Below are 19919 nucleotides of genomic sequence, written 5' to 3' on the forward strand. Positions count from 1 at the left end.
GTTGGCCAGGACGCCATGATCCGCCTCCTCGCCGCACTGGCGGCCATAGGCCTGGCGTGCACCCAGGCCGTCGCCGGCACGCCGCAATTCCGGCTGGCCGATGGCCTGTCCGCCGAGGCGCGCCAGGCCACCGGGCAGTTGCTGGCGCAGGCGGCGGGCAAGTTGCCGCCAGCGTGGTCGGCGGCGCTGGACCGGCCCATCGCCGTGTCCTGGCGCGACGACCTGCCCGATGGCGTGCACGGTCGCGCCAGGCACTGGTCGATCGCGTTGGACCGGCGCCTGCTCGAGGCCTGGATGGCGCGCGCGCCGGGCGCGGGCGACGACGATCCGGCCACGCGTGCCGCACTGGCGGCGCTGCTCCACGAGCTGGCCCACCTTTACGACCGTACCGCCGCCGGTGGCCTGTCGCGGGATCCGCGGCTGCTCGACCTGGCCGGCTGGCAGGTCGCGGCCGCCGGTCCGGGGCGCCGCGCGCGCAACGACTTCCGCGACCGTTCGCCCGATCCGTACGAGCTGGAATCGCCGAAGGAATACGTGGCGGTCAACCTCGAGCACTACCTGCTCGATCCGGACTACGCCTGCCGGCGCCCGGCCTTGGCCGCGCACCTGGATGCGCGTTTCGGCCTGCCCGTGCAGGCGCGGCCGGCCTGCGCCGACGGCCTGCTGTTCGTCGGCGACGACCTGCGCTCGGACGATCCCCAACGCCTGCTGGATCCGGCGCGCATCTACCAGGTCGACTACCTGCTGGCCGAGGGCAACGACCGGCCGATGAGCGCCTGGGGCCACAGCATGCTGCGCCTGGTGGTGTGCGCCCCGGACAGGCCCGTGGGGCCTGATTGCCGGCTGGACCTGCAGCACCACCTGGTGCTGTCGTTCCGGGCGTTCGTCGGCGACGTGCAGGTCTCCAGCTGGCGGGGTCTCACCGGTTCCTATCCCTCGCGCCTGTTCGCGCTGCCGATGGGGCAGGTGATCGACGAGTACACGCGGGTCGAACTGCGTGGCCTGCGCTCGGTACCGCTGGCCCTGTCGCGCCAGGAGATCGACGCGCTGGCCGCGCGCGCTGCGCAACTGCACTGGAACTACGACGGCCGCTACTACTTCATCAGCAACAACTGCGCGGTGGAGACCTTCAAGCTGCTGCACGATGCCAGCCCGCGGCTGGCGGCGCTGCCGCTGGCCAGCATCCGCCCCAACGGCCTGCTCGCGCGTCTGCGCGAGGCCGGCGTCACCGACGAGGCGGGCGTGCCGGCCGATGCGGAAGGGCAGGCGCGGGGCGGCTACTGGTTCGAGCCGGCCAATGCCCGCTTCGAGGAGATGTACGCGGTCGCGCGCCGGGAGCTGGACCTGCCGGCGGACGATGCGGCGGGGTGGCTGGCGCTGCCGCCGGCCGCACGCGAGCCGGCGTTGCGCCAGGCCGGGCTGAAGGGCGCCGCGGCGCTGCTGGTGCTGGAAGCGGCGGCGTTGCGCCGGCAGGAAGTGCTGGTGCGCGACGAGCTCAAGCGCCGCTGGCTGCGCGATGCGCGTTCGATCGACGCCGCCGCTGGCATCGCCGGGCCGCTGCAGGACTTCCTGCGCCTGGGGGGCGCTTTCAGCCGGCCGGCGACATGGCTGCAGGACGTACCCGGCTACGGCCTGCCGCAAGCGGCCGAGCGCGAGGTGCTGGCCGGGCGCGTGCGTGCCGACGCCCGTTCGCGCCAGGCGCAGGTCGCGGCGCTGGAAACGGCGATCCGTCCGCTGCTGTCGCCGGCGCGCCGGGCGGCGCTGGAGGGCACGCAGGCCAATCTCGCCCTGGTCAGCGGACGCCTGCGCGAGCTGGCCGCCGCCCGGTAGAGCGGGGCTTGCCCCGCTGCGACGCCGCATCCGGTATTGCGGAAGCCGGGCAAGCCCGGCTCTACGAGGCGTCGCGTCGGAGGGTGTTGCCGTAGAGCGGGGCTCGCCCCGCTGCGAGGTCGCATCCGGCGCCGCGGAAGCCGGGCAAGCCCGGCTCTACGAGGCGCGTCGGAGGGTGTTGCCGTAGAGCGGGGCTTGCCCCGCTGCGACGCCGCATCCGGTACCGCGCAAGCCGGGCAAGCCCGGCTCTACGAGGCGCGTCGGAGGGGCTTGCCGTAGAGCGGGGCTTGCCCCGCTGCGACGCCGCATCCGGCGCCGCGGAAGCCGGGCAAGCCCGGCTCTACGAGGCGCGTCGGAGGGTGTTGCCGTAGAGCGGGGCTTGCCCCGCTGCGAGGCCGCATCCGGCGCGGCGAAAACCGGGCAAGCCCGGCTCTACGCGTGCATCGATTCGGGTCGGCTTGCTCAGTCGGCGCGGCCGCCGAACTCGCCGGTGGTGGTGTTGACCAGGATCCGTTCGCCGGTGGAGATGTACTCCGGGACCATGATCTCGATGCCGGTGTTGAGCGTGGCCGGCTTCGGGCGCTTGGTCGCGGTGCCGCCCTTCAGCTCCGGCGGGGTTTCGACCACTTCCAGGGTCACGTGCTGCGGCAGCTGGATCGCCACCGGCTGCTCGTCGATCACCTGCACGTAGATGCCGGCGAGCCCGTCGGTGATGTAGCCGGCGGCATCGCCGATCGCATCGGGATCCAGGGTGTACGGGGTGTAGTCCTCGTCGTCCATGAACACGAAGGCATCGCCGTCCTTGTACGAGAACGTCGCCTGGCGGCGCAGCAGCTCGACCTCGACCAGGTTGTCGTCGGCGTCGAAGCTGGCGTCCAGCTTGGTGCCCCCGGGCACGCTGTACATGATGAAACGGAAGCGGACGTTGCCGCCGCGGCCCTGCGGCGAGCTGCGCTCGATGTCGCGGACCTGGTAGACGCCGTTGTTGTACTCGACGACGTTGCCCTTCTTGATTTCGCTGGCTCTCATGGGAAATCCGTGATTGGTGATTCGTGACGGGTGATTCGCAACCGTGACTCGTGATTCGACGATCCGCGGAAGGGCGGCGGCTCGCGCCCCCCAGCCACGAATCGCGAATTGCGAATCACGGCCTCACTTGGGCGCCAAGCGGGTCGCGCCATCCAGGCGGATCGTCTCGCCGTTGAGGTAGCGCGTGCGCAGGATGAAGGCGACGGTGTCGGCGAATTCCTCCGGCCGGCCCAGGCGCGAGGGGAACGGGATGGTCGCGGCCAGCGAGTCCTGCACGGCCTGCGGCATGCCGTCGACCATCGGCGTCCAGAACACGCCTGGGGCGATGGTCATCACCCGGATGCCGAAGCGCGAGAGCTCGCGCGCCATCGGCAGGGTCATGCCGACCACGCCGCCCTTGGATGCCGAATAGGCGGCCTGGCCGATCTGGCCCTCGTAGGCGGCCACCGAGGCGGTGTTGACGATCACCCCGCGCTCGCCGTCCTCGCCCGGCTCGTTGTGCTGGATCAGCGCCGCGGCGGCCTTGGCCACGTTGAAGCTGCCCACCAGGTTGACCATGACCGTGCGGGCGAAGCCGTCCAGCGGCATCGGGCCTTCCTTGCCCAGCACGCGGCCCGAGCCGAGGATGCCGGCGCAGTTCACCGCGACGTTCAGGCCGCCCAGGAAATCGCGCGCAGCCTCGAGCGTGGCGGCCACGCCGGCCTCGTCGGTGACGTCGGTGCGGAAGTAGCGGGCGTTGGCCTCGCCGAGGGCGGCGACGGCTTCGGCGCCCTTGGCGTCGTTGACGTCCAGCAGGGCGACCTTGCCGCCATCGGCGACCAGGCGCCGGGCCACGGCCAGGCCGAGGCCGGAGACGCCACCGGTGATGACGGCGCGGACGGAAGTGGGCTGCATGCGCAGGTTCCGGGATAAGGAGAGGCGCCTATTGTAGGGGAGCCGATTCACCCGTAGAGCGGGGCCTGCCCCGCTGCGACGCGCGGAGCCTGCCGTAGAGCGGGGCTTGCCCCGCTGCGATGTGGTCGAGAGTATGTCGTAGAGCGGGGCTTGCCCCGCTGCTTCAAGCCCGTCGCCGGCGCAGGCGTGGGCAGCCGGGCAAGCCCGGCCCTACGACAGCGCAGCAGCCGGGCAAGCCCGGTTCCACGACAGCGGGGCAGGCCCCGCCTTGCCGGTTCCGTTACTCCGGGTCGTAATCCAGGTTCGAGGCGAGCCAGCGCTCGGCCTGCGCCAGGTCGACGCCCTTGCGCTTTGCGTAGTCGGCGACCTGGTCCTTGCCCAGCCGGCCGACGACGAAGTACTGGCTGGCCGGATGGCTGAAGTAGTAGCCCGACACCGCCGCGGTGGGCAGCATCGCGAAGCTTTCGGTCAGGGACATGCCCGCGTGCCTGCCCGCGTCGAGCAGGGCGAACAGCGTGCCCTTCTCGCTGTGGTCCGGGCAGGCCGGGTATCCCGGCGCCGGCCGGATGCCGCGATAGCGCTCGGCGATCAGGGCGTCGTTGTCCAGCGCCTCGCCCTCGGCGTAGCCCCAGTACTCGGTGCGCACCCGCTGGTGCAGGCGCTCGGCCAGGGCCTCGGCCAGGCGGTCGGCCAGGGCTTTGAGCAGGATCGCGTTGTAGTCGTCGTGCGCGGCCTCGAAGCGCGCCACGTGCGGCTCGATGCCGATGCCGGCGGTGACCGCGAACGCGCCGATCCAGTCCTGCACGCCGCTGCCCTGCGGGGCGATGAAGTCGGCCAGGCAGAAGTCCGGTCGCTCGACCGGCTTGTCGACCTGCTGGCGCAGGAAGTGCAGGGTGGCCTCGCCGCCGTCGTGCCGCAGCACCACGTCGTCGCCATGGCTGTGTGCCGGCCAGATCCCGTACACCGCGCGCGCCGTGAGCCATTTCTCGGCGACGATCTTCTCCAGCATCGCCTGCGCGTCGCGGTACACCTCGCTGGCCTGCGTTCCGACGACCTCGTCGGTGAGGATCGCCGGGAACTTGCCGGCCAGTTCCCAGGCCTGGAAGAACGGAGTCCAGTCGATCACCGGCAGCAGGTCTTCCAGCGGCCAGTCCTCGAACGCATGCACGCCGGGCTGGTTCGGCGCGGGCGGCGCATACGCGTCCCAGCCGCCGCCGAACTTCTGCCCGCGCGCCTTGTCCAGCGGCACCAGCCGCTTGGCGTCGCCGCGATTGCGATGGCGGGTGCGGATGTCGGCGTAGTCGGCGTCGTTGGCGGCGACGAACCGGTTGCGCAACTCGGGGCTGATCAGCGACTGGGCCACGCCGACCGCGCGCGAGGCGTCCTTCACCCAGATCGTCGGCGCCTTGTAGTGCGGGTCGATCTTCAGTGCGGTGTGCGCGCGCGAGGTGGTGGCCCCGCCGATCATCAGCGGCATGGTGAAGCCCTGGCGCTGCATCTCGCGGGCGACGTGGCTCATCTCTTCCAGCGAGGGCGTGATCAGGCCGGACAGCCCGATCAGGTCGGCGTCGACCTCGCGCGCCTTGTCCAGGATGACCTGGGCGGGGACCATCACGCCCAGGTCGACGACCTCGAAGTTGTTGCAGGCCAGGACCACGCCGACGATGTTCTTGCCGATGTCGTGCACGTCGCCCTTGACCGTGGCCATCACGATCCGGCCATTGGACTTGCCGGCATCGCCGGTGCGGGCCTTCTCGGCCTCGATGTACGGCAGCAGGTAGGCCACCGCCTTCTTCATCACCCGCGCCGACTTGACCACCTGCGGCAGGAACATCTTGCCGGCGCCGAACAGGTCGCCGACCACGTTCATGCCGTCCATCAGCGGGCCTTCGATCACGTCCAGTGGCCGGCTGGCCTGCTGCCGTGCCTGCTCGGTGTCCTCCTCGACGAAGGCGTCGATGCCATGGACCAGCGCATGGGCCAGGCGTTCGCGCACCGGCTTCTGCCGCCAGGCCAGGTCCTCGGTCTTCTTCTCGCCCTTCTTCCCCTTGTACTGCTCGGCGATTTCCAGCAGCCGCTCGGTGCCGTCCGGGCGGCGGTTGAGGACCACGTCCTCGACCCGCTCGCGCAGCTCCGGGTCCAGGTCGTCGTACACCGGCAGCGCGCCGGCGTTGACGATGCCCATGTCCATGCCGGCCTTGATCGCGTGGTACAGGAACACCGAATGGATCGCCGCGCGCACCGGCTCGTTGCCGCGGAAGGAGAACGACACGTTCGACACGCCGCCGGATACATGGCAGTGCGGCAGGGTCTGGCGGATGATCCGGGTGGCCTCGATGAAGTCGACCGCGTAGTTGTCGTGCTCCTCGATGCCGGTGGCGATGGCGAAGATGTTCGGATCGAAGATGATGTCTTCGGGCGGGAAGCCGACCTGGTCGACCAGGATCCGGTAGGCACGGGTGCAGATCTCGACCTTGCGCGCGCAGGTGTCGGCCTGGCCGGTCTCGTCGAAGGCCATCACCACGGCGGCGGCGCCGTAGCGCAGCACCTTGCGCGCGTGCTCGACGAAGACTTCCTCGCCTTCCTTGAGCGAGATCGAGTTGACCACGCCCTTGCCCTGCAGGCACTTCAGCCCGGCCTCGATCACCTCCCACTTCGAGGAGTCGACCATCACCGGGATCTTCGCGATGTCCGGCTCGGAGGCGATCAGGTTGAGGAAACGGACCATCGCCTTCTCGGAATCGATCAGGCCTTCGTCCATGTTGACGTCGAGGATCTGCGCGCCGCTGTCCACCTGCTGGCGCGCCACCTCGACCGCCTCGGCGTAGCGCTCTTCCTTGACCAGCTTGCGGAACTGCGCGCTGCCGGTGACGTTGGTGCGTTCGCCGACGTTGACGAACAGCAGCTCCGGCGTCAGGACCAGCGGTTCCAGTCCCGACAGGCGGGTGTAGCGGGGCGCAGCGACGTTCAAGCGGCGTGCTCCAGCGCGGCGCGCGGCGCGCGCGGCGGCAACCCGCGCACCGCCTCGGCGATCGCGCGGATGTGGTCGGGCGAGGTACCGCAGCAGCCGCCGACCAGGTTGAGCAGGCCGGACTGGGCGAACTCGCGCAGCACCTCGGCCATTTCCTCCGGGGTTTCGTCGTAACCGCCGAAGGCGTTGGGCAGGCCGGCGTTGGGATGGGCGCTGACGTAGAACGGCGAGACGTCCGACAGCGCTTCCACGTGCGGGCGCAGGTCCCGGGCGCCGAGCGCGCAGTTCAGGCCGATCGACAGTGGCCTGGCATGGGCGAGCGAGGCGTGGAACGCCTCGGCGGTCTGCCCGGACAGGGTGCGGCCGGAGGCATCGGTGATCGTGCCGGAGATCATCACCGGCAGGCGCCCGCCTCGTGCGTCGAACACCTCCTCGATCGCATACAGCGCGGCCTTGGCGTTGAGCGTGTCGAAGATGGTCTCGACCATGATCGTGTCGCTGCCGCCGTCGATCAGGCCTTCCACCGCTTCGGCATAAGTGGCACGGAGCTCGTCGAAGCTGGTGTTGCGGAAGCCGGGGTCGTTGACGTCCGGGCTGATCGAGGCGGTGCGGCTGGTGGGGCCGAGTACGCCGATCACGAACCGGGGCTGGCCGGGCGTGGTCGCCTCGACCGCGTCGCATTGCTCGCGGGCCACGCGCGCGCCGGCCTTGTTGAGCTCGTAGACCAGGTGCTGGAGGTGGTAGTCGGCCTGGCTGACCGAGGTGGCATTGAACGTGTTGGTTTCCACCAGGTCCGCGCCGGCTTCCAGGTAGGCGCGGTGGATGGCGGCGATGATCTCCGGCCGGGTCAGCAGCAACAGGTCGTTGTTGCCCTTGAGGTCGTGGCCGCACTGGGGGCCATGGCCCTCGTGGCCGGTGTGGTGCATGTGGTCGTAGCCACCGGCGAAGCGCTCGCCCCGGTAGTCGGCCTCCTGCAGGTCGTGGCGCTGGATCATGGTGCCCATCGCGCCGTCGATGACCAGGATGCGCTCGCGCAGGGCCTGTTCGAGCAGGGCGACGCGCTCGGGATGCAGCCAGGGCAGGGAGTGGGTCATGGCGGCCTCAGGGCTTGACGGCGATCAGCGAGATCACTTCGAAATGCGGCGGGCGGCGTTCGCGGGTCACGGTTTCCAGGCTGGTCACCTCCAGCCCGGCCTTCTCGGCGAAGCGGCGCAGCTCCTTGGCGGCAAAGCCCAGGTTGACGTGGCCGTAGGTCTCCACCACCGCCTTGTGCTCGTGCCGGGCCAGGCTGCTCAGCAGCAGGCGGCCGCCCTTGCGCAGCACCCGCGCGCCTTCGGCCACCGCCTGCGCCGGCCGGGCCGCGTAGGTCAGTGCATGCATCAGGACGACCAGGTCGAAGCTGCCTTCCTTGAACGGCAGGGCGTGCATGTCGGCCTCGCGCACCTCCACGTTCTCCAGGCGGCGCAGGCGCTCGCTGGCGGCGGCGACCACCCGCGCGCTGGTGTCGATGCAGACGTAGCGGTGCGAATGCGGGGCCAGCAGCTCGGCCAGCACGCCGTCGCCGGAGGCGATGTCCAGCACGTCGCCGGTTTCCAGCAGCGGCAGGGCGCTGCGCGCCAGCGCTTCCCAGGTGCGTCCGGGGGAATAGTGGCGCTCCATGTCGCCGGCCACGCTGTCGGCCCAGTTCTGGTCCGCCGCCCGCGAGGCCAGCACCGCCGGCAGCCGCTCGGCGTCCTGGCGCAGGAGGGGGTCGTCGCTGCCGGTGCTCAGGGCCTGCCACAACGCGCGCTGGGCCGGGTCCAGCGCGGCCTCGTCGAAGCGGTAGTAGGCCGACACGCCGGCGCGGCGATCGCGGACCAGCCCGGCTTCCTTCAGCTTGGCCAGGTGGGTGGAGACGCGCGGCTGGGCCAGGCGGGTGACCGAGGACAGCTCGGCCACGGTGAGCTCCTCCAGTTCCAGCAGGGCCAGCAGGCGCACGCGGGTGGCGTCGGCGAACACCTTCAGCCGGGTCGACCAGTCCTCCAGGTCCATAAATATCTTCCCATCGCGATATAGAGATATTGTGGCGGCGCGCGGTCGGACCGGTCAAGCTACATACGCCTGCGAATGGCATGGTTGCAACAGTTACAATTGGCGATATCGCCCATGACCGGAGGGGTCAGCCGTGGATCTCAGCTTCACCGAAGAACAATTGATGCTCCAGGACGTCGCGCGCCGCATCGCCCAGGATGTGATCGCGCCGAGCGCTGAGCATTACGATCGCAGCGGCGAATTCCCGCTGGACAACATCAAGGTGCTGGGCGAGAACGGCCTGATGGGCATCGAGGTGCCGGACGAATACGGCGGCGCCGGGATGGACCCGGTCAGCTACGTGCTGGCGATGGTCGAGATCGCCGCTGGCGACGCCGCCCACTCCACGATCATGTCGGTCAACAACTCGCTGTTCAGCGCCGGCATCCTCAAGCACGGCACCGAGGAGCAGAAGCAGACCTACGTGCGCGCGATCGCCGAAGGCCGCGAGATCGGCGCGTTCGCCCTGACCGAGCCGCAGTCCGGCTCCGACGCCACGGCCATGCGCTGCCGCGCGGTCAGGCAGGCCGACGGCAGCTTCGTGATCAATGGCAAGAAGAGCTGGATCACCTCCGGTCCGGTCGCCCGCTACATCGTGCTGTTCGCGATGACCGACCCGGACAAGGGAGCACGCGGCATCACGGCGTTCATCGTCGACACCACGCGCGCCGGCTTCCATCGCGGCAAGACCGAGCCCAAGCTCGGCATCCGCGCCTCGGCCACCTGCGAGATCGAGTTCGCCGACTACGTCGCCCAGCCGGCCGACGTGCTCGGCGCCGAGGGCGAGGGCTTCAAGATCGCCATGGGCGTGCTGGACTCGGGCCGCATCGGCATCGCCTCGCAGGCCATCGGCATCGCCCGGGCCGCCTACGAGGCCACGATCGCCTACGTGAAGGAGCGCAAGGCGTTCGGCGCGGCGATCGGCACCTTCCAGATGACCCAGGCCAAGATCGCCGACATGAAGTGCAAGCTGGACGCCTCGCTGCTGCTGACGCTGCGGGCGGCCTGGCTGAAGGGGCAGGGCAAGCCGTTCTCGGCCGAGGCGGCGATCGCCAAGCTCACCGCGTCGGAAGCGGCGATGTGGATCACCCACCAGGCGGTGCAGATCCATGGCGGCATGGGCTATTCCAAGGAGATGCCGCTGGAGCGCTATTTCCGCGACGCCAAGATCACCGAGATCTACGAGGGCACCTCGGAAATCCAGCGCCTGGTCATCGCCCGCAGCGAGACCGGCCTGCGCTGAGGCGCGGCGGCTGGAGGCATCCTGGAACGGGGCCGCATGGCCCCGTTTCTTTTTTCCGCAACCGCAACCGCAACCGCAGGAGCGCCGGTGGGGGTCGGCTTCGGCGGGAGCCGCGATGGGCCGGGGGTGTCGCGGCCGGATCGGCGGCACATCCCTGTGCCGACGATCCGGCGCGGACATCCCTGTCCGCTCCCGCGACACCCCCGGCCCACCGCGTCTTCGGAGTGCTTCGAGGTCGTCGGTTCGTTCTCGATGTAGGAGCCGATTCATCGGCGACCCGACTCCGCCGGCACAGGCGACACCTTCATGAGTTCTGCAGCCATCCAGGTCGCCCGAGGACGTCGGGTCATGGGCGCTCTTCATGTAGGAGCCGATTCATCGGCGACCCGACGTCGTGGGCGCAGGCGACGCCTTCATGGTTTTCGCGCCCGGTCGCCCATGAGGATGGGCTCCTACAGGGAGCGACAAACGACGCGGGTCATCGCGTGCCTGACAGACGAAGCGACAGCCATCCAGGTCGCCCGAGGTCGCCGGGTCATTGGGGCTCTTCATGTAGGAGCCGATTCATCGGCGACCCGACGTCGTCGGCACAAGCGACGCCTTCGTGGTTTTCGCGCCCGGTCGCCCATGAGGATGGGCTCCTACAGGGAGCGGCAACCGACGCGGGTCGAACGAGGACGCGGGTCATGCTCCATGGGCCCGGCGGTCCGCGCGACGCGGCGCTTTTGCTCCGGCGCGCAATCGCTTCAAATGGGCCGGTCGCAGGGTGGAGCAGGGACGGTGGTGCCAGGGCGGGCAACAAGGTTGCAACGCATGCGCGTGGCGCTGGCTCGCGCGTGGCCGTGGCTGCGCTGGGGCACGGTGGCCGTGTTGCTGGCGGTGCTCGCCCTGGACCTGGCCTTTCCCCCGCCGCTGCCACGGGCGGGCCGGGGCGTCGCCACCGTCGTGACCGCGGCCGACGGTACCCCCTTGCGTGCGTTCGCCGACGGCGAGGGCGTGTGGCGGTATCCGGCTTCGGCCGACACCGTCTCGCCGCTGTACGTGCAGGCGTTGACCGGCTACGAAGACCGCTGGTTCGATTACCACCCAGGCGTCAATCCGTTCGCCCTGGCGCGCGCCGCCGGCCAGTGGCTGCGCAGCGGCGATATCGTCTCCGGCGGCTCGACCCTGACCATGCAGGTCGCGCGCATCCTGGACGGGCGCGACACCCGCAGTGCCGGCGGCAAGCTGCTGCAGATGGCGCGCGCACTGCAGCTGGAGGCGCGGCTGTCGAAAGCGCAGATCCTGCAGCTGTACCTGGAGCGCGCACCGTTCGGCGGCACCATCGAAGGCGTCGAGGCCGCCAGCTGGGCCTACCTGGGCAAGCCCGCCGCGCGGCTCTCGCATGCCGAGGCCGCGCTGCTGGCGGTGCTGCCGCAGGCACCGAGCCGCCTGCGACCGGACCGGCATCCGCAGGCGGCGCGGCGGGCGCGCGACAAGGTGCTGGCGCGGATGCAGGCGCTGGGCCACTGGACCGACGACGCGGTCGCCGATGCGCGGATCGAGCCGGTGGTCGCGCGCTCGCTGCGGCCACCGGTGCACGCCGCGCTGCTGGCGCAGCGCCTGCGCCAGGCGCACCCGCGTGCGCAGCGGATCGACACCACGCTCGACGCCCCGCTGCAGCGCGCCCTGGAAGAGCGCGTCTCCGCCTACTTCGCCGCGCTGCCACCGCGGACCTCGGCCGCGCTGCTGGTGGTGGACAACGCCACCATGCAGGCGCGCGCCTATGTCGGCTCGGTCGAGTTCGGCGACCGCGAACGGCTGGGGCATGTCGACATGGTCCGGGCGTGGCGCTCGCCGGGCTCGACGCTCAAGCCGTTCCTCTATGGCATGGCCCTGGACGACGGCCTGGTCCATTCCGGCAGCCTGCTGGTGGATGCGCCGCAGGATTTCGGCGGCTACCGGCCGGGCAACTTCGGCGAAGCGTTCAACGGTCCGGTGAGCGCGGCCAGCGCGCTGCAGCTGTCGCTGAACGTGCCGGCGGTGGACCTGCTCGACCGGGTCGGACCGGCGCGCTTCGCCGCGCGGCTCGACCACGCCGGGATCTCGCTGCGCTTCCCGCGCGGGGCACGGCCGAACCTGGCGCTGATCCTCGGTGGCACCGGCGTGCGCCTGGAGGACTTGGTCGGCGCCTACGCCGCCTTCCAGCGCCAGGGCGTGGCGGCGCAGGTGCGTTACACGCCCGCCGAGCCGCTGGTCGAACGGCGCCTGCTGTCGCCGGGCGCGGCCTGGATCGTGCGCGAGATCCTGCAGTCCAATCCGCGACCCGGCCAGGCCGGTGGCGTGTTCGACACCGGGTCGCGCCCGGCGGTGGCCTGGAAGACCGGCACCAGCTACGGCTTCCGCGACGCCTGGGCGGTCGGTGGCACCCGACGCTACACGGTCGGGGTCTGGATCGGGCGTCCGGACGGCACGCCCCTGCCGGGCCAGTACGGCGCGCTCACCGCGCTGCCGTTGCTGCTGGAAACCATCGATGGCCTGCCGCGCGCGCCGGGCGATGCCGATCCGCTGCCGCGACCGGCCACGGTCGACGCGGTGGCCGTGTGCTGGCCGCTGGGCCTGGCGGCCGACGACACGCCCGCGCCGCTGTGCCGTCGCCGGCTCGATGCCTGGCGGCTGGACGGCAACGTGCCGCCGACCTTCGCCGAGCGTGATGCGCGCCTGTGGCATGCCGGGCGCGAGCGGTTCCAGGTCGATGCCGGCAGCGGCTTGCGGCTGTCCGCGGACTGCGCGCGCACGCATGCCGTGCATGACGTCGAGATCGCGCGCTGGCCGGCGCTGCTTTCGCCCTGGCTGCCGCGGGAGGACCGGCTCGCCTCGCGGCCGCCGCCGCTGTCGCCGGACTGCGTCGCCGACGGGCGCGAGGCGGTGGAATCACTGCGCATCGACGGCATCGAAGAAGGCGCGACCCTGGCGCCGCCGCCCGGCAGCCGGCGCGGACTGCGCCTGCAGGTGCGCGCGCTGGGCACCGGCCAGCCGGTGCAGTGGCTGCTGGATGGCCGCGCGATCGCGCGCACCGAGGGCGGGCGCGGCTTCGGGCACGACTACGCCCGCGCCGGTCGCGGCGGGCACGTGCTCACCGCGCTGGCCGACAGCGGCGCCTGGGCGCAGGTCCGCTTCCGCATCGCGGGTGTCGATGCCGGCGGGCAGGACGGGGTGGCCGAAGCCGCTGCCGGCGAGGCCGGTGGCGGCGTGGTCGCCAGCGGCGCGGGAGTCGCGCCGCGTCCGCAGGTGGATTCGCCGCGCGCGCGTTGAGCGCCGTGCAGCCCCGGATCAGTCGAGGTGCTCGAGCACGTAGTCGGCCGAGGACACCTTGAACTCGCCCGGGGCCTCGACGAACAGCTGGCGCACGACGCCGTCCTCGGCGTACAGTGCGAAGCGGCGCGCGCGGATGCCCATGCCGTAGCCGCTGGCGTCCATCTCCAGGCCCAGCGCCCTGGCCAGGTCGGCGTTGCCGTCGGAGACCAGCTGCAGGCCCTCGGGCGCGTCCAGCGACTTGCCCCAGGCCTGCATCACGAACGGGTCGTTGACCGCCATGCAGACCACCTCGATGCCGCGATTGCGGAAATCCTCGAAGCGCGCGATGAACCCGGGCAGGTGCTTCTCCGAGCAGGTCGGGGTGAACGCGCCGGGCACGGCGAACAGCAGCACCTTGCGGCCCTCGAACAGGGTCGGCGTGTCCACGCTCTCCACCCCGTTGCGGATGCGCTTGAGCACGACCTCGGGGATGCGGTCGCCGGTCTGGATGGTCATCGGGGTACTCCTGGAAGGAAGGGGGCCGGGCGTCGCCCGGTGGCTGAACACAGTCTAGCCGCCGGCGCGTTGCCGCCGCGTGGCGGCGCTTGAAAGCCGCCGGGCCGCGCCTATCTCCCGGTCATCGCCGCGCGTTCCGCCGCGGCTTTCCCGAGCAAGGAGACCTCCATGGCCATCGTCCGCTACAACCCCGTTTCCGGCCGCCACCTGCAGGATGAGTTCCGCCAGGTGTTCGAGCGCTTCTTCGGCGAGACCGGCGCCGATCCGTCCGACGTGGTGACCAGCCAGTGGGCGCCGCGCGTGGACATCCGCGAGGAGTCCGACCGCTTCGTCATCTTCGCCGACATCCCGGGCGTGGACCCGCAGGACATCGAGGTGCAGATGGACAAGGGCATCCTCACCCTCAAGGGCGAGCGCGCCGGCGAGGAAACCGAGGAAGGCAAGGGCTATTCGCGCCGCGAGCGCGCGTGGGGCGCCTTCCACCGCCGCTTCGCATTGCCCGACAGCGCCGACGCCGACGGCATCACCGCCAGCGGCCGCCACGGCGTGCTGCGCATCGACATCCCCAAGCGGCCGCAGGCCACGCCGCGCCGCATCCAGGTGCAGTAAGCGCCGCGGGAGCAGCGATCGCCCGGTCCGTCCCGCACGCGGGACGGACCCCTTCGCCGCGGCGCGTTAGCGCCGGCGACGGTCGAAGGCCTAGAATCCGGCCCGTGGCGCCTGCGCCGCGGGCCGTCTTTCTTTCCGCCGCCACGCCTGCGTGGCGGCGCAGCCTGGCAGTGGTGAATCGATGGAATTCAAGGACTATTACGCGATCCTCGGCGTCGAGCCCAGCGCCGGCGAAGCCGAGATCAAGTCGGCCTACCGCCGGCTGGCGCGCAAGTACCACCCGGACGTGAGCAAGGAGGCCGACGCCGAGGACCGCTTCAAGGCGATCGGCGAGGCCTACGAGGCGCTGCGCGACCCGCAGAAGCGCGCGGCCTACGACCAGCTGCGCGCGCGCGGCTACCGGCCCGGCCAGGAGTTCCACCCGCCGCCCGAGGGTTTCGGTGGCGGCGGCTTCGACTTCGACGAGATCTTCGGCGACATGGGCGGCCGCGGCGGCGCCCAGGGCGGCGGCTTCAGCGACTTCTTCGAGAGCCTGTTCGCGCGCCAGCGCGGCGCCGGCCCGCGCCCGGGCGCCGGCCCGCAGCCGCGCGGCGATACCCGCGCCAAGCTGGCGGTGCCGCTGGAAGCGGTCTACCGCGGCGACAGCGTGCGGATCAACCTCAACGGCCGCCAGCTCGAGGTGAAGGTGCCCAAGGGCATCCGCGCCGGCCAGGCGATCCGGCTGGGCGGGCAGGGCCAGGGCGGAGGCAACCTCCTGCTCGAGATCGAGTACCTGGCCCATCCGCAGTTCGAGGTGGACGGCCGCAACATCCTCTACACCCTGCCGCTGCCGGCCTGGCAGGCGGCGCTGGGGACCACGGTCAGCGTGCCCACCCTGGGCGGCGCGGTGGAGCTGAAGATCCCGGCCGGTTCCGATGCCGGGCGCAAGCTGCGCCTGCGTGGGCGCGGCCTGCCCGGCGCGCAGCCGGGCGACCAGATCGTGGAGCTGGAAGTGCAGGCGCCGGCGCCGGCCAGCGAGGCGCAGCGGCAGGCCTACCGGGAACTGGCCGAAGCGTTCGGCGACGACGCCTGAGCGTGGCTCAGGCGTCCGGCTGCACGGCCGCTTTGTCGCCGAGCAGCCGGCCGATCACGTCCGACAGGTCCGATTCGGAGAACGGCTTGGTCAGGTAGGCGCGGGCGCCCTGGCGCATGCCCCACATGCGGTCGGTGTCCTGGTCCTTGGTGGTGACCAGCACCACCGGGATGTCGCGCGTGGTGCTTTCGCGGCTGAGCGTGCGCGTGGCCTGGAACCCGTTGAGGTTGGGCATCACCACGTCCATCAGGATCAGGTCGGGCAGTTCGGCCTTGGCCACCTCGACGCCTGCGGCGCCGTCTTCGGCGGTGAGGGTCTGGTGCCCCAGTTTTTCGACGATGCGCTGGATCCCCATGAGCTGGGATGGCGAATCGTCCACGATCAGGATGCGTGCCATGGTGCGTCCCCGGTGTTTTCCCCTACGCCGGAGTGTAGTGCCTGTGTGAAGGCGCTGGAAGCCTCCCTTGCCGCGTGGCCGCGAAGCTTGACCGCGCGCACATTGCGCGGGCGGGTGGGGCCTAGCAGTCGTCCGACCGGCCGGTGGCGTAACGCAGGCCGCGCAGCAGGTGCTCGCGGAACACGGGGTCCGCGTACAGGGCCGGGTCGTGGCCCAGGCCGGTGTACCAGGCGCGCCCACCTGCCGCGGCTTGGCACCAGGCGATCGGATGGTCGCTGCCCATCGTGCCGCCGGCATAGCCCGATTCGTCCACCGTGGCGATCACCTCCACCGCCGGGCGCGGGTTGCGCCGGTAGTTGTACAGCTCGTCGGTGACCTGCCAGCGCTGCAGCCCGCCGGGGCCGCGGCCGGATTCGAAGCGGACCGGCGCCGTCTGCAGCCCCGGCGGATGGTTCTTGAACCAGGCGCCGACTAGGTCGCCGTACCACGGCCACTGCTTGTGGGTGTCGGCGGCCGAATGCACGCCCATGAAGCCGCCGCCGCCGGCGATGTAGCGCTGGAATGCCGCCTGCTGCGCGGCATCGAGCACGTCGCCGGTGGTGTTGGCGAACACCACCGCGTCGAAGCGCGCCAGCGAGGCGTCCTCGAACAGCTCCGGGTCTTCGCTGTGGACCACATCCAGTCCCGCCTGCGCGGCGAGCGCGCGCAGCGTGTCCACCGCCTGCGGGATCGAGTCATGGCGCCATCCGCGGGTGCGGGTGAACACGAGGATCGCCTGCGGCGGGGTGATGGCGGCCGGGTGCGGCGACGCGGAGCCGGATTGTGCCGGGGCAGGCGCAGCGGAAGCGGCAGGCGAGACGGGAGTGGCGGTGCCGGGCACGGCGGCGGCGAGGAGCAGGGCGGCGCAGGCGAGGGCGCTCAGGCGAAGATGCAGGCGTGTCATGCCGTCAGGGTAAGTCGCCCACGCTGCGTTCTCCAGACGGACCCGTGTGCGCGGCGCTGGTGCGGGATCGGCGGCGCACGTGGCCGGGCCGTCCCGCTTCGCCCCGCCGCGGCGACACCGGCGCGCGCGCTGCCTAGAATCGGTCCGCCGCATCGTCGCGGCAGGGGAGGGGGACGCGATGGAGGAGGGATCGGGATGGGGCCGGGGCAAGGCCACGGCGGTGCTGGTCGCGCTCCTGGCGCTGGCGGTGCCGCTGGCCCATGCCGGCGAAGCGGAGGCGCGCCCCACGCAGGGTCGGACGTGGACGTTCGCGGACACGCCGTCGTGGCAGGACGAGTTCGACCAGCCCGGCCTGCCCGATCCGACGAAGTGGGGCTACGACCTCGGCGGCAAGGGCTGGGGCAACCAGGAGCTGCAGCACTACACCGACCAGCTGGCCAACGCCTTCGTCGAGGACGGCGTGCTGGCGATCGTCGCGCGCCGCTTCAAGCGCGCCGGCAAGACCACCTACACCTCCGCGCGGCTGGTCTCGCGCGGCAAGGGCGACTTCCAGTACGGGCGCATCGAGTTCCGCGCGCGGCTACCGGTCGGGCGCGGCACCTGGGGCGCACTGTGGATGCTGCCGACCGAGAACCGCCACGGCGGCTGGCCGCATTCGGGCGAGATCGACATCATGGAGCACGTCGGCCACGACCCCGGCCAGGTGCACGTGACCGTGCATACCCAGGCCTACAACCACACGATCAAGACCCAGCGCGGCAAGCAGGCGCACGTCGCCGACCACGCCACGAAGTTCCACCGCTACCGCGTGGACTGGACCCCGGACTGGATCCGCGGCTACATCGACGACGCGCCGGTGTTCGAGTTCGCCAACGAAGGCACCGGCCCGGATGCCTGGCCGTTCGACCAGCCGTTCCACCTGCTGATGAACCTCGCCGTGGGCGGCACCTGGGGCGGCGCGCAGGGCGTGGACGACGCCGCGTTTCCGGCCTGGATGGAAGTCGACTACGTGCGGGTGTACCCGCTGCTGCAGCCCTGATGGCGTCCCCTGCGTGTCCCATCGCGGCTCGGCCCTTGTAGGAGCCGGGCTCGCCCGCGACACGACGCCCTCGGCACAGGCGACGCCCCGGAATCCCGACGCCCGGGTCTGCACTTGTAGGAGCCGGGCTCGCCCGCGACACGACGCCGTCGGCACAGGCGACACCCCCGGAATTCCGACCCCCGTGTCGCCAGCAAGCCGGGGCTCCTGCAAACGCCACCGTCGTCGGTAACCCGACCCAGCCGGTCACCGCCCCGGACGCAAGGCTGCGTGGCTTGCGCGCAAGCCCCAGAGCCTTGCGCGCAGACCGGAAAGTCTTGCGCGCAATGTCGGAAGGGTTGCGCGCAAGCCGAAAAGCCTTGCGCGCAAGGTCCGGAAGGGGGCGCGCAAGCCAAAAATCCCCATTCACAAGGCTCGCGCCCTTGCGCACAAGCCGCGGAGCCTTGCGATTGCAATGCCTGGAGCCTTGCGCGCACCGCCACGGGGGCGACCGCAAGGCTTTCTGCCTTGCGCGCAAGCCGTCGAGCCCTGCGCGCGAGGCTTTTTGCCTTGCGATCGCAAGGCTCCAGCCTTTGCGCCCGGGCTTCCAGGCTTGCGCGCAAGGCCGGGAGCCTTGCGGCTGGAGCTTTTTGCCTTGCGCGCAGACCTCGGAACCTTGCGCGCAAGCCCCGGAGCGTCGCGCATAAGCCGGAGCGCATCGCCCGCGAGGCTCCAGGCGCCGATTGCTGGCCCCGGAACCCCGCATCCGCGACCGGGATTCCGGCGTGCGGCCCCCTCAGTCCAGCCGCACCACCGTCCGCCCCAGCGAGCCGCCAGCGAGCATCGTGTCGAACACGTCCGGCAGCTCGGCCAGGGTCGCCTCGCGGGTGCAGATCGCGTCCAGCTGCGCCGGCTTCCACTCGTCCGCCAGCAGCGCCCAGATGTCGTCGCGGATGTCGCGCGCGGTGCCGGCCGAACCGATGCCGAGCAGCGACACCCCGCGCAGGATGAAGGGCATCACCGTCAGCGCGTCGAGCGAGGGCGTGGCGGCCAGGCCAGCGGCGGCGACGTTGCCGTAGGGCGCGGTCTGGGCGAGCAGGCTGACCAGCATCGGCCCGCCGACGTTGTCCAGGCCGCCGCCGAAGCGGATCGACTCGAGCGGGCGGCTGGCCTGCAGCGCATCGCGGCCGAGCACTTCGCGCGCGCCCAGCGACTTCAGGTACGCGGCCTGGTCGGCCTTGCCGCTGACCGCATGCACCTCGTAGCCGGCGCGGCTGAAGATCGCCACCGCCAGCGAGCCGACGCCGCCGGTGGCGCCGGTGACCGCCAGCGGCCCCAGCTCCGGGCGCTGCCGGTTCTCGCGCATGCGGTACAGGGCAAGCGCCGCGGTGAAGCCGGCGGTGCCCAGGACCATGGCCTGGCGCAGGTCCAGCCCGCGCGGCAGCGCGACCACCCACTCGGCCGGCAGTCGCGCATAGGCTGCGTAGCCGCCGTCGCGGGTCTCGCTCAGGCCGCAGCCGGTGACCAGCACCGGATCGCCTTCGCGGAACTTCGGATCGGTGGAGGCGACCACGTGCCCGGCGACGTCGATCCCGCCGACCAGCGGGAAGCGGCGCAGGATCTTGCCCTTGCCGGTCCCGGCCAGCGCGTCCTTGTAGTTGACCGAGGACCAGGCGGCCTTGACCACCACCTCGCCGGGGGCGAGGTCGTCGAGCGACACCGGCTCGATGCCGCCGCGGTAGCCGGCGTCATCGCTGTGGATGCGGAAGGCGGGGAAGGTGGCGGGCACGCTGGCCATGGTCCGGGCTCCGTCCCGGCGGGGGCCGGGCTGCATGCCCTGATTCTTGCTGGTGGGGCGGGAGATGCAAAGGGTCGGGAGCGAGGGGGGGCAGGGCCGACGCCCTCGTATTGGATATCGTGGCCCTGACCTGCCGGGTGATTTTCGGACCAGTTGAAAGTTGAGAGGATGGCTCCCGACAGAGCGAGGAGCCCATGCGCAAGTCCCGATTCACCGAAGACCAGATGGTCAAGATCCTCCGCGAGGCCGACAA

The 19919-nt window shown here is 71.3% G+C and carries 14 protein-coding genes and 1 pseudogene; 6 read left to right on the plus strand and 9 right to left on the minus strand.

The genetic code is table 11. The annotated features are described in order from the left end of the window. The first annotated feature begins 15 nt into the window (after positions 1-15). The gene (locus tag CSC66_RS13960) at positions 16-1830 is read left to right on the plus strand and encodes a DUF7844 domain-containing protein (protein ID WP_162378020.1); all 1815 of its coding nucleotides are present in this window, start codon (positions 16-18) and stop codon (positions 1828-1830) included. A 462-nt stretch (positions 1831-2292) separates the two neighbouring features. Here the strand turns inward: CSC66_RS13960 and yeiP are convergent, their stop codons facing one another. From yeiP to CSC66_RS13985, 5 genes are all read right to left on the minus strand, one after another. Next, on the minus strand, positions 2293-2859 hold the full coding sequence (gene yeiP / locus CSC66_RS13965) for an elongation factor P-like protein YeiP (protein ID WP_162378021.1): 567 nt from the start codon (positions 2857-2859) through the stop codon (positions 2293-2295). Between the two features lie 123 nt (positions 2860-2982). Continuing rightward, complete coding sequence (locus CSC66_RS13970) at positions 2983-3753, minus strand: SDR family NAD(P)-dependent oxidoreductase (RefSeq protein ID WP_162378022.1); 771 nt, start codon at positions 3751-3753, stop codon at positions 2983-2985. Between the two features lie 280 nt (positions 3754-4033). Then, complete coding sequence (metH, locus tag CSC66_RS13975) at positions 4034-6724, minus strand: methionine synthase (RefSeq protein WP_162378023.1); 2691 nt, start codon at positions 6722-6724, stop codon at positions 4034-4036. Then, on the minus strand, positions 6721-7818 hold the full coding sequence (locus CSC66_RS13980; RefSeq protein WP_162378024.1) for a homocysteine S-methyltransferase family protein: 1098 nt from the start codon (positions 7816-7818) through the stop codon (positions 6721-6723). Before CSC66_RS13980 ends, metH begins: the two co-directional genes overlap by 4 nt. A gap of 7 nt (positions 7819-7825) precedes the next feature. Further along, positions 7826-8755 carry an ArsR/SmtB family transcription factor gene (locus tag CSC66_RS13985; RefSeq protein ID WP_162378025.1) on the minus strand — a complete coding sequence of 310 codons (930 nt, stop codon included), beginning with the start codon at positions 8753-8755 and terminating at the stop codon, positions 7826-7828. 133 nt (positions 8756-8888) lie between these two features. On the opposite strand from CSC66_RS13985, the gene CSC66_RS13990 reads away from it, so the two are divergent. Further along, positions 8889-10037, plus strand: a complete 1149-nt coding sequence (locus CSC66_RS13990; RefSeq protein ID WP_162378026.1) for an acyl-CoA dehydrogenase family protein — start codon at positions 8889-8891, stop codon at positions 10035-10037. 813 nt (positions 10038-10850) lie between these two features. Beyond that, positions 10851-13202 (plus strand): annotated as a pseudogene (gene pbpC, locus CSC66_RS13995) (penicillin-binding protein 1C); the annotation flags it as partial. A gap of 147 nt (positions 13203-13349) precedes the next feature. Here pbpC and CSC66_RS14000 read toward each other — a convergent pair. Beyond that, positions 13350-13829, minus strand: coding sequence for a peroxiredoxin (locus tag CSC66_RS14000; protein WP_162378028.1), 480 nt, complete (start codon positions 13827-13829; stop codon positions 13350-13352). Positions 13830-13997: 168 nt separating this feature from the next. Here CSC66_RS14000 and CSC66_RS14005 point away from each other — a divergent pair, with 168 nt between their 5' ends. Continuing rightward, positions 13998-14438 carry an Hsp20/alpha crystallin family protein gene (locus tag CSC66_RS14005; protein WP_162378029.1) on the plus strand — a complete coding sequence of 147 codons (441 nt, stop codon included), beginning with the start codon at positions 13998-14000 and terminating at the stop codon, positions 14436-14438. 181 nt (positions 14439-14619) lie between these two features. Further along, positions 14620-15510, plus strand: coding sequence for a DnaJ C-terminal domain-containing protein (locus CSC66_RS14010; RefSeq protein ID WP_162378030.1), 891 nt, complete (start codon positions 14620-14622; stop codon positions 15508-15510). A gap of 7 nt (positions 15511-15517) precedes the next feature. Here the strand turns inward: CSC66_RS14010 and pilH are convergent, their stop codons facing one another. After that, a complete protein-coding gene (gene pilH / locus CSC66_RS14015) occupies positions 15518-15907 on the minus strand; it encodes a twitching motility response regulator PilH (RefSeq protein WP_162378031.1) in 390 nt (129 codons plus the stop codon). Positions 15908-16028: 121 nt separating this feature from the next. After that, complete coding sequence (locus tag CSC66_RS14020; protein WP_162378032.1) at positions 16029-16850, minus strand: ThuA domain-containing protein; 822 nt, start codon at positions 16848-16850, stop codon at positions 16029-16031. A gap of 178 nt (positions 16851-17028) precedes the next feature. Between CSC66_RS14020 and CSC66_RS14025 the strand changes: the two genes are divergently transcribed. Beyond that, positions 17029-17889 (plus strand): glycoside hydrolase family 16 protein, encoded by an 861-nt coding sequence (locus CSC66_RS14025; RefSeq protein ID WP_162378033.1) that lies wholly within the window; start codon positions 17029-17031, stop codon positions 17887-17889. Between the two features lie 775 nt (positions 17890-18664). On the opposite strand, the gene CSC66_RS14030 is transcribed toward CSC66_RS14025, so the two are convergent. Further along, on the minus strand, positions 18665-19666 hold the full coding sequence (locus CSC66_RS14030; protein ID WP_162378034.1) for a YhdH/YhfP family quinone oxidoreductase: 1002 nt from the start codon (positions 19664-19666) through the stop codon (positions 18665-18667). Positions 19667-19919 lie beyond the last annotated feature (253 nt).

The organism is Pseudoxanthomonas kaohsiungensis, assembly GCF_010211765.1.
Taxonomy (GTDB): Bacteria; Pseudomonadota; Gammaproteobacteria; order Xanthomonadales; family Xanthomonadaceae; genus Pseudoxanthomonas; species Pseudoxanthomonas kaohsiungensis.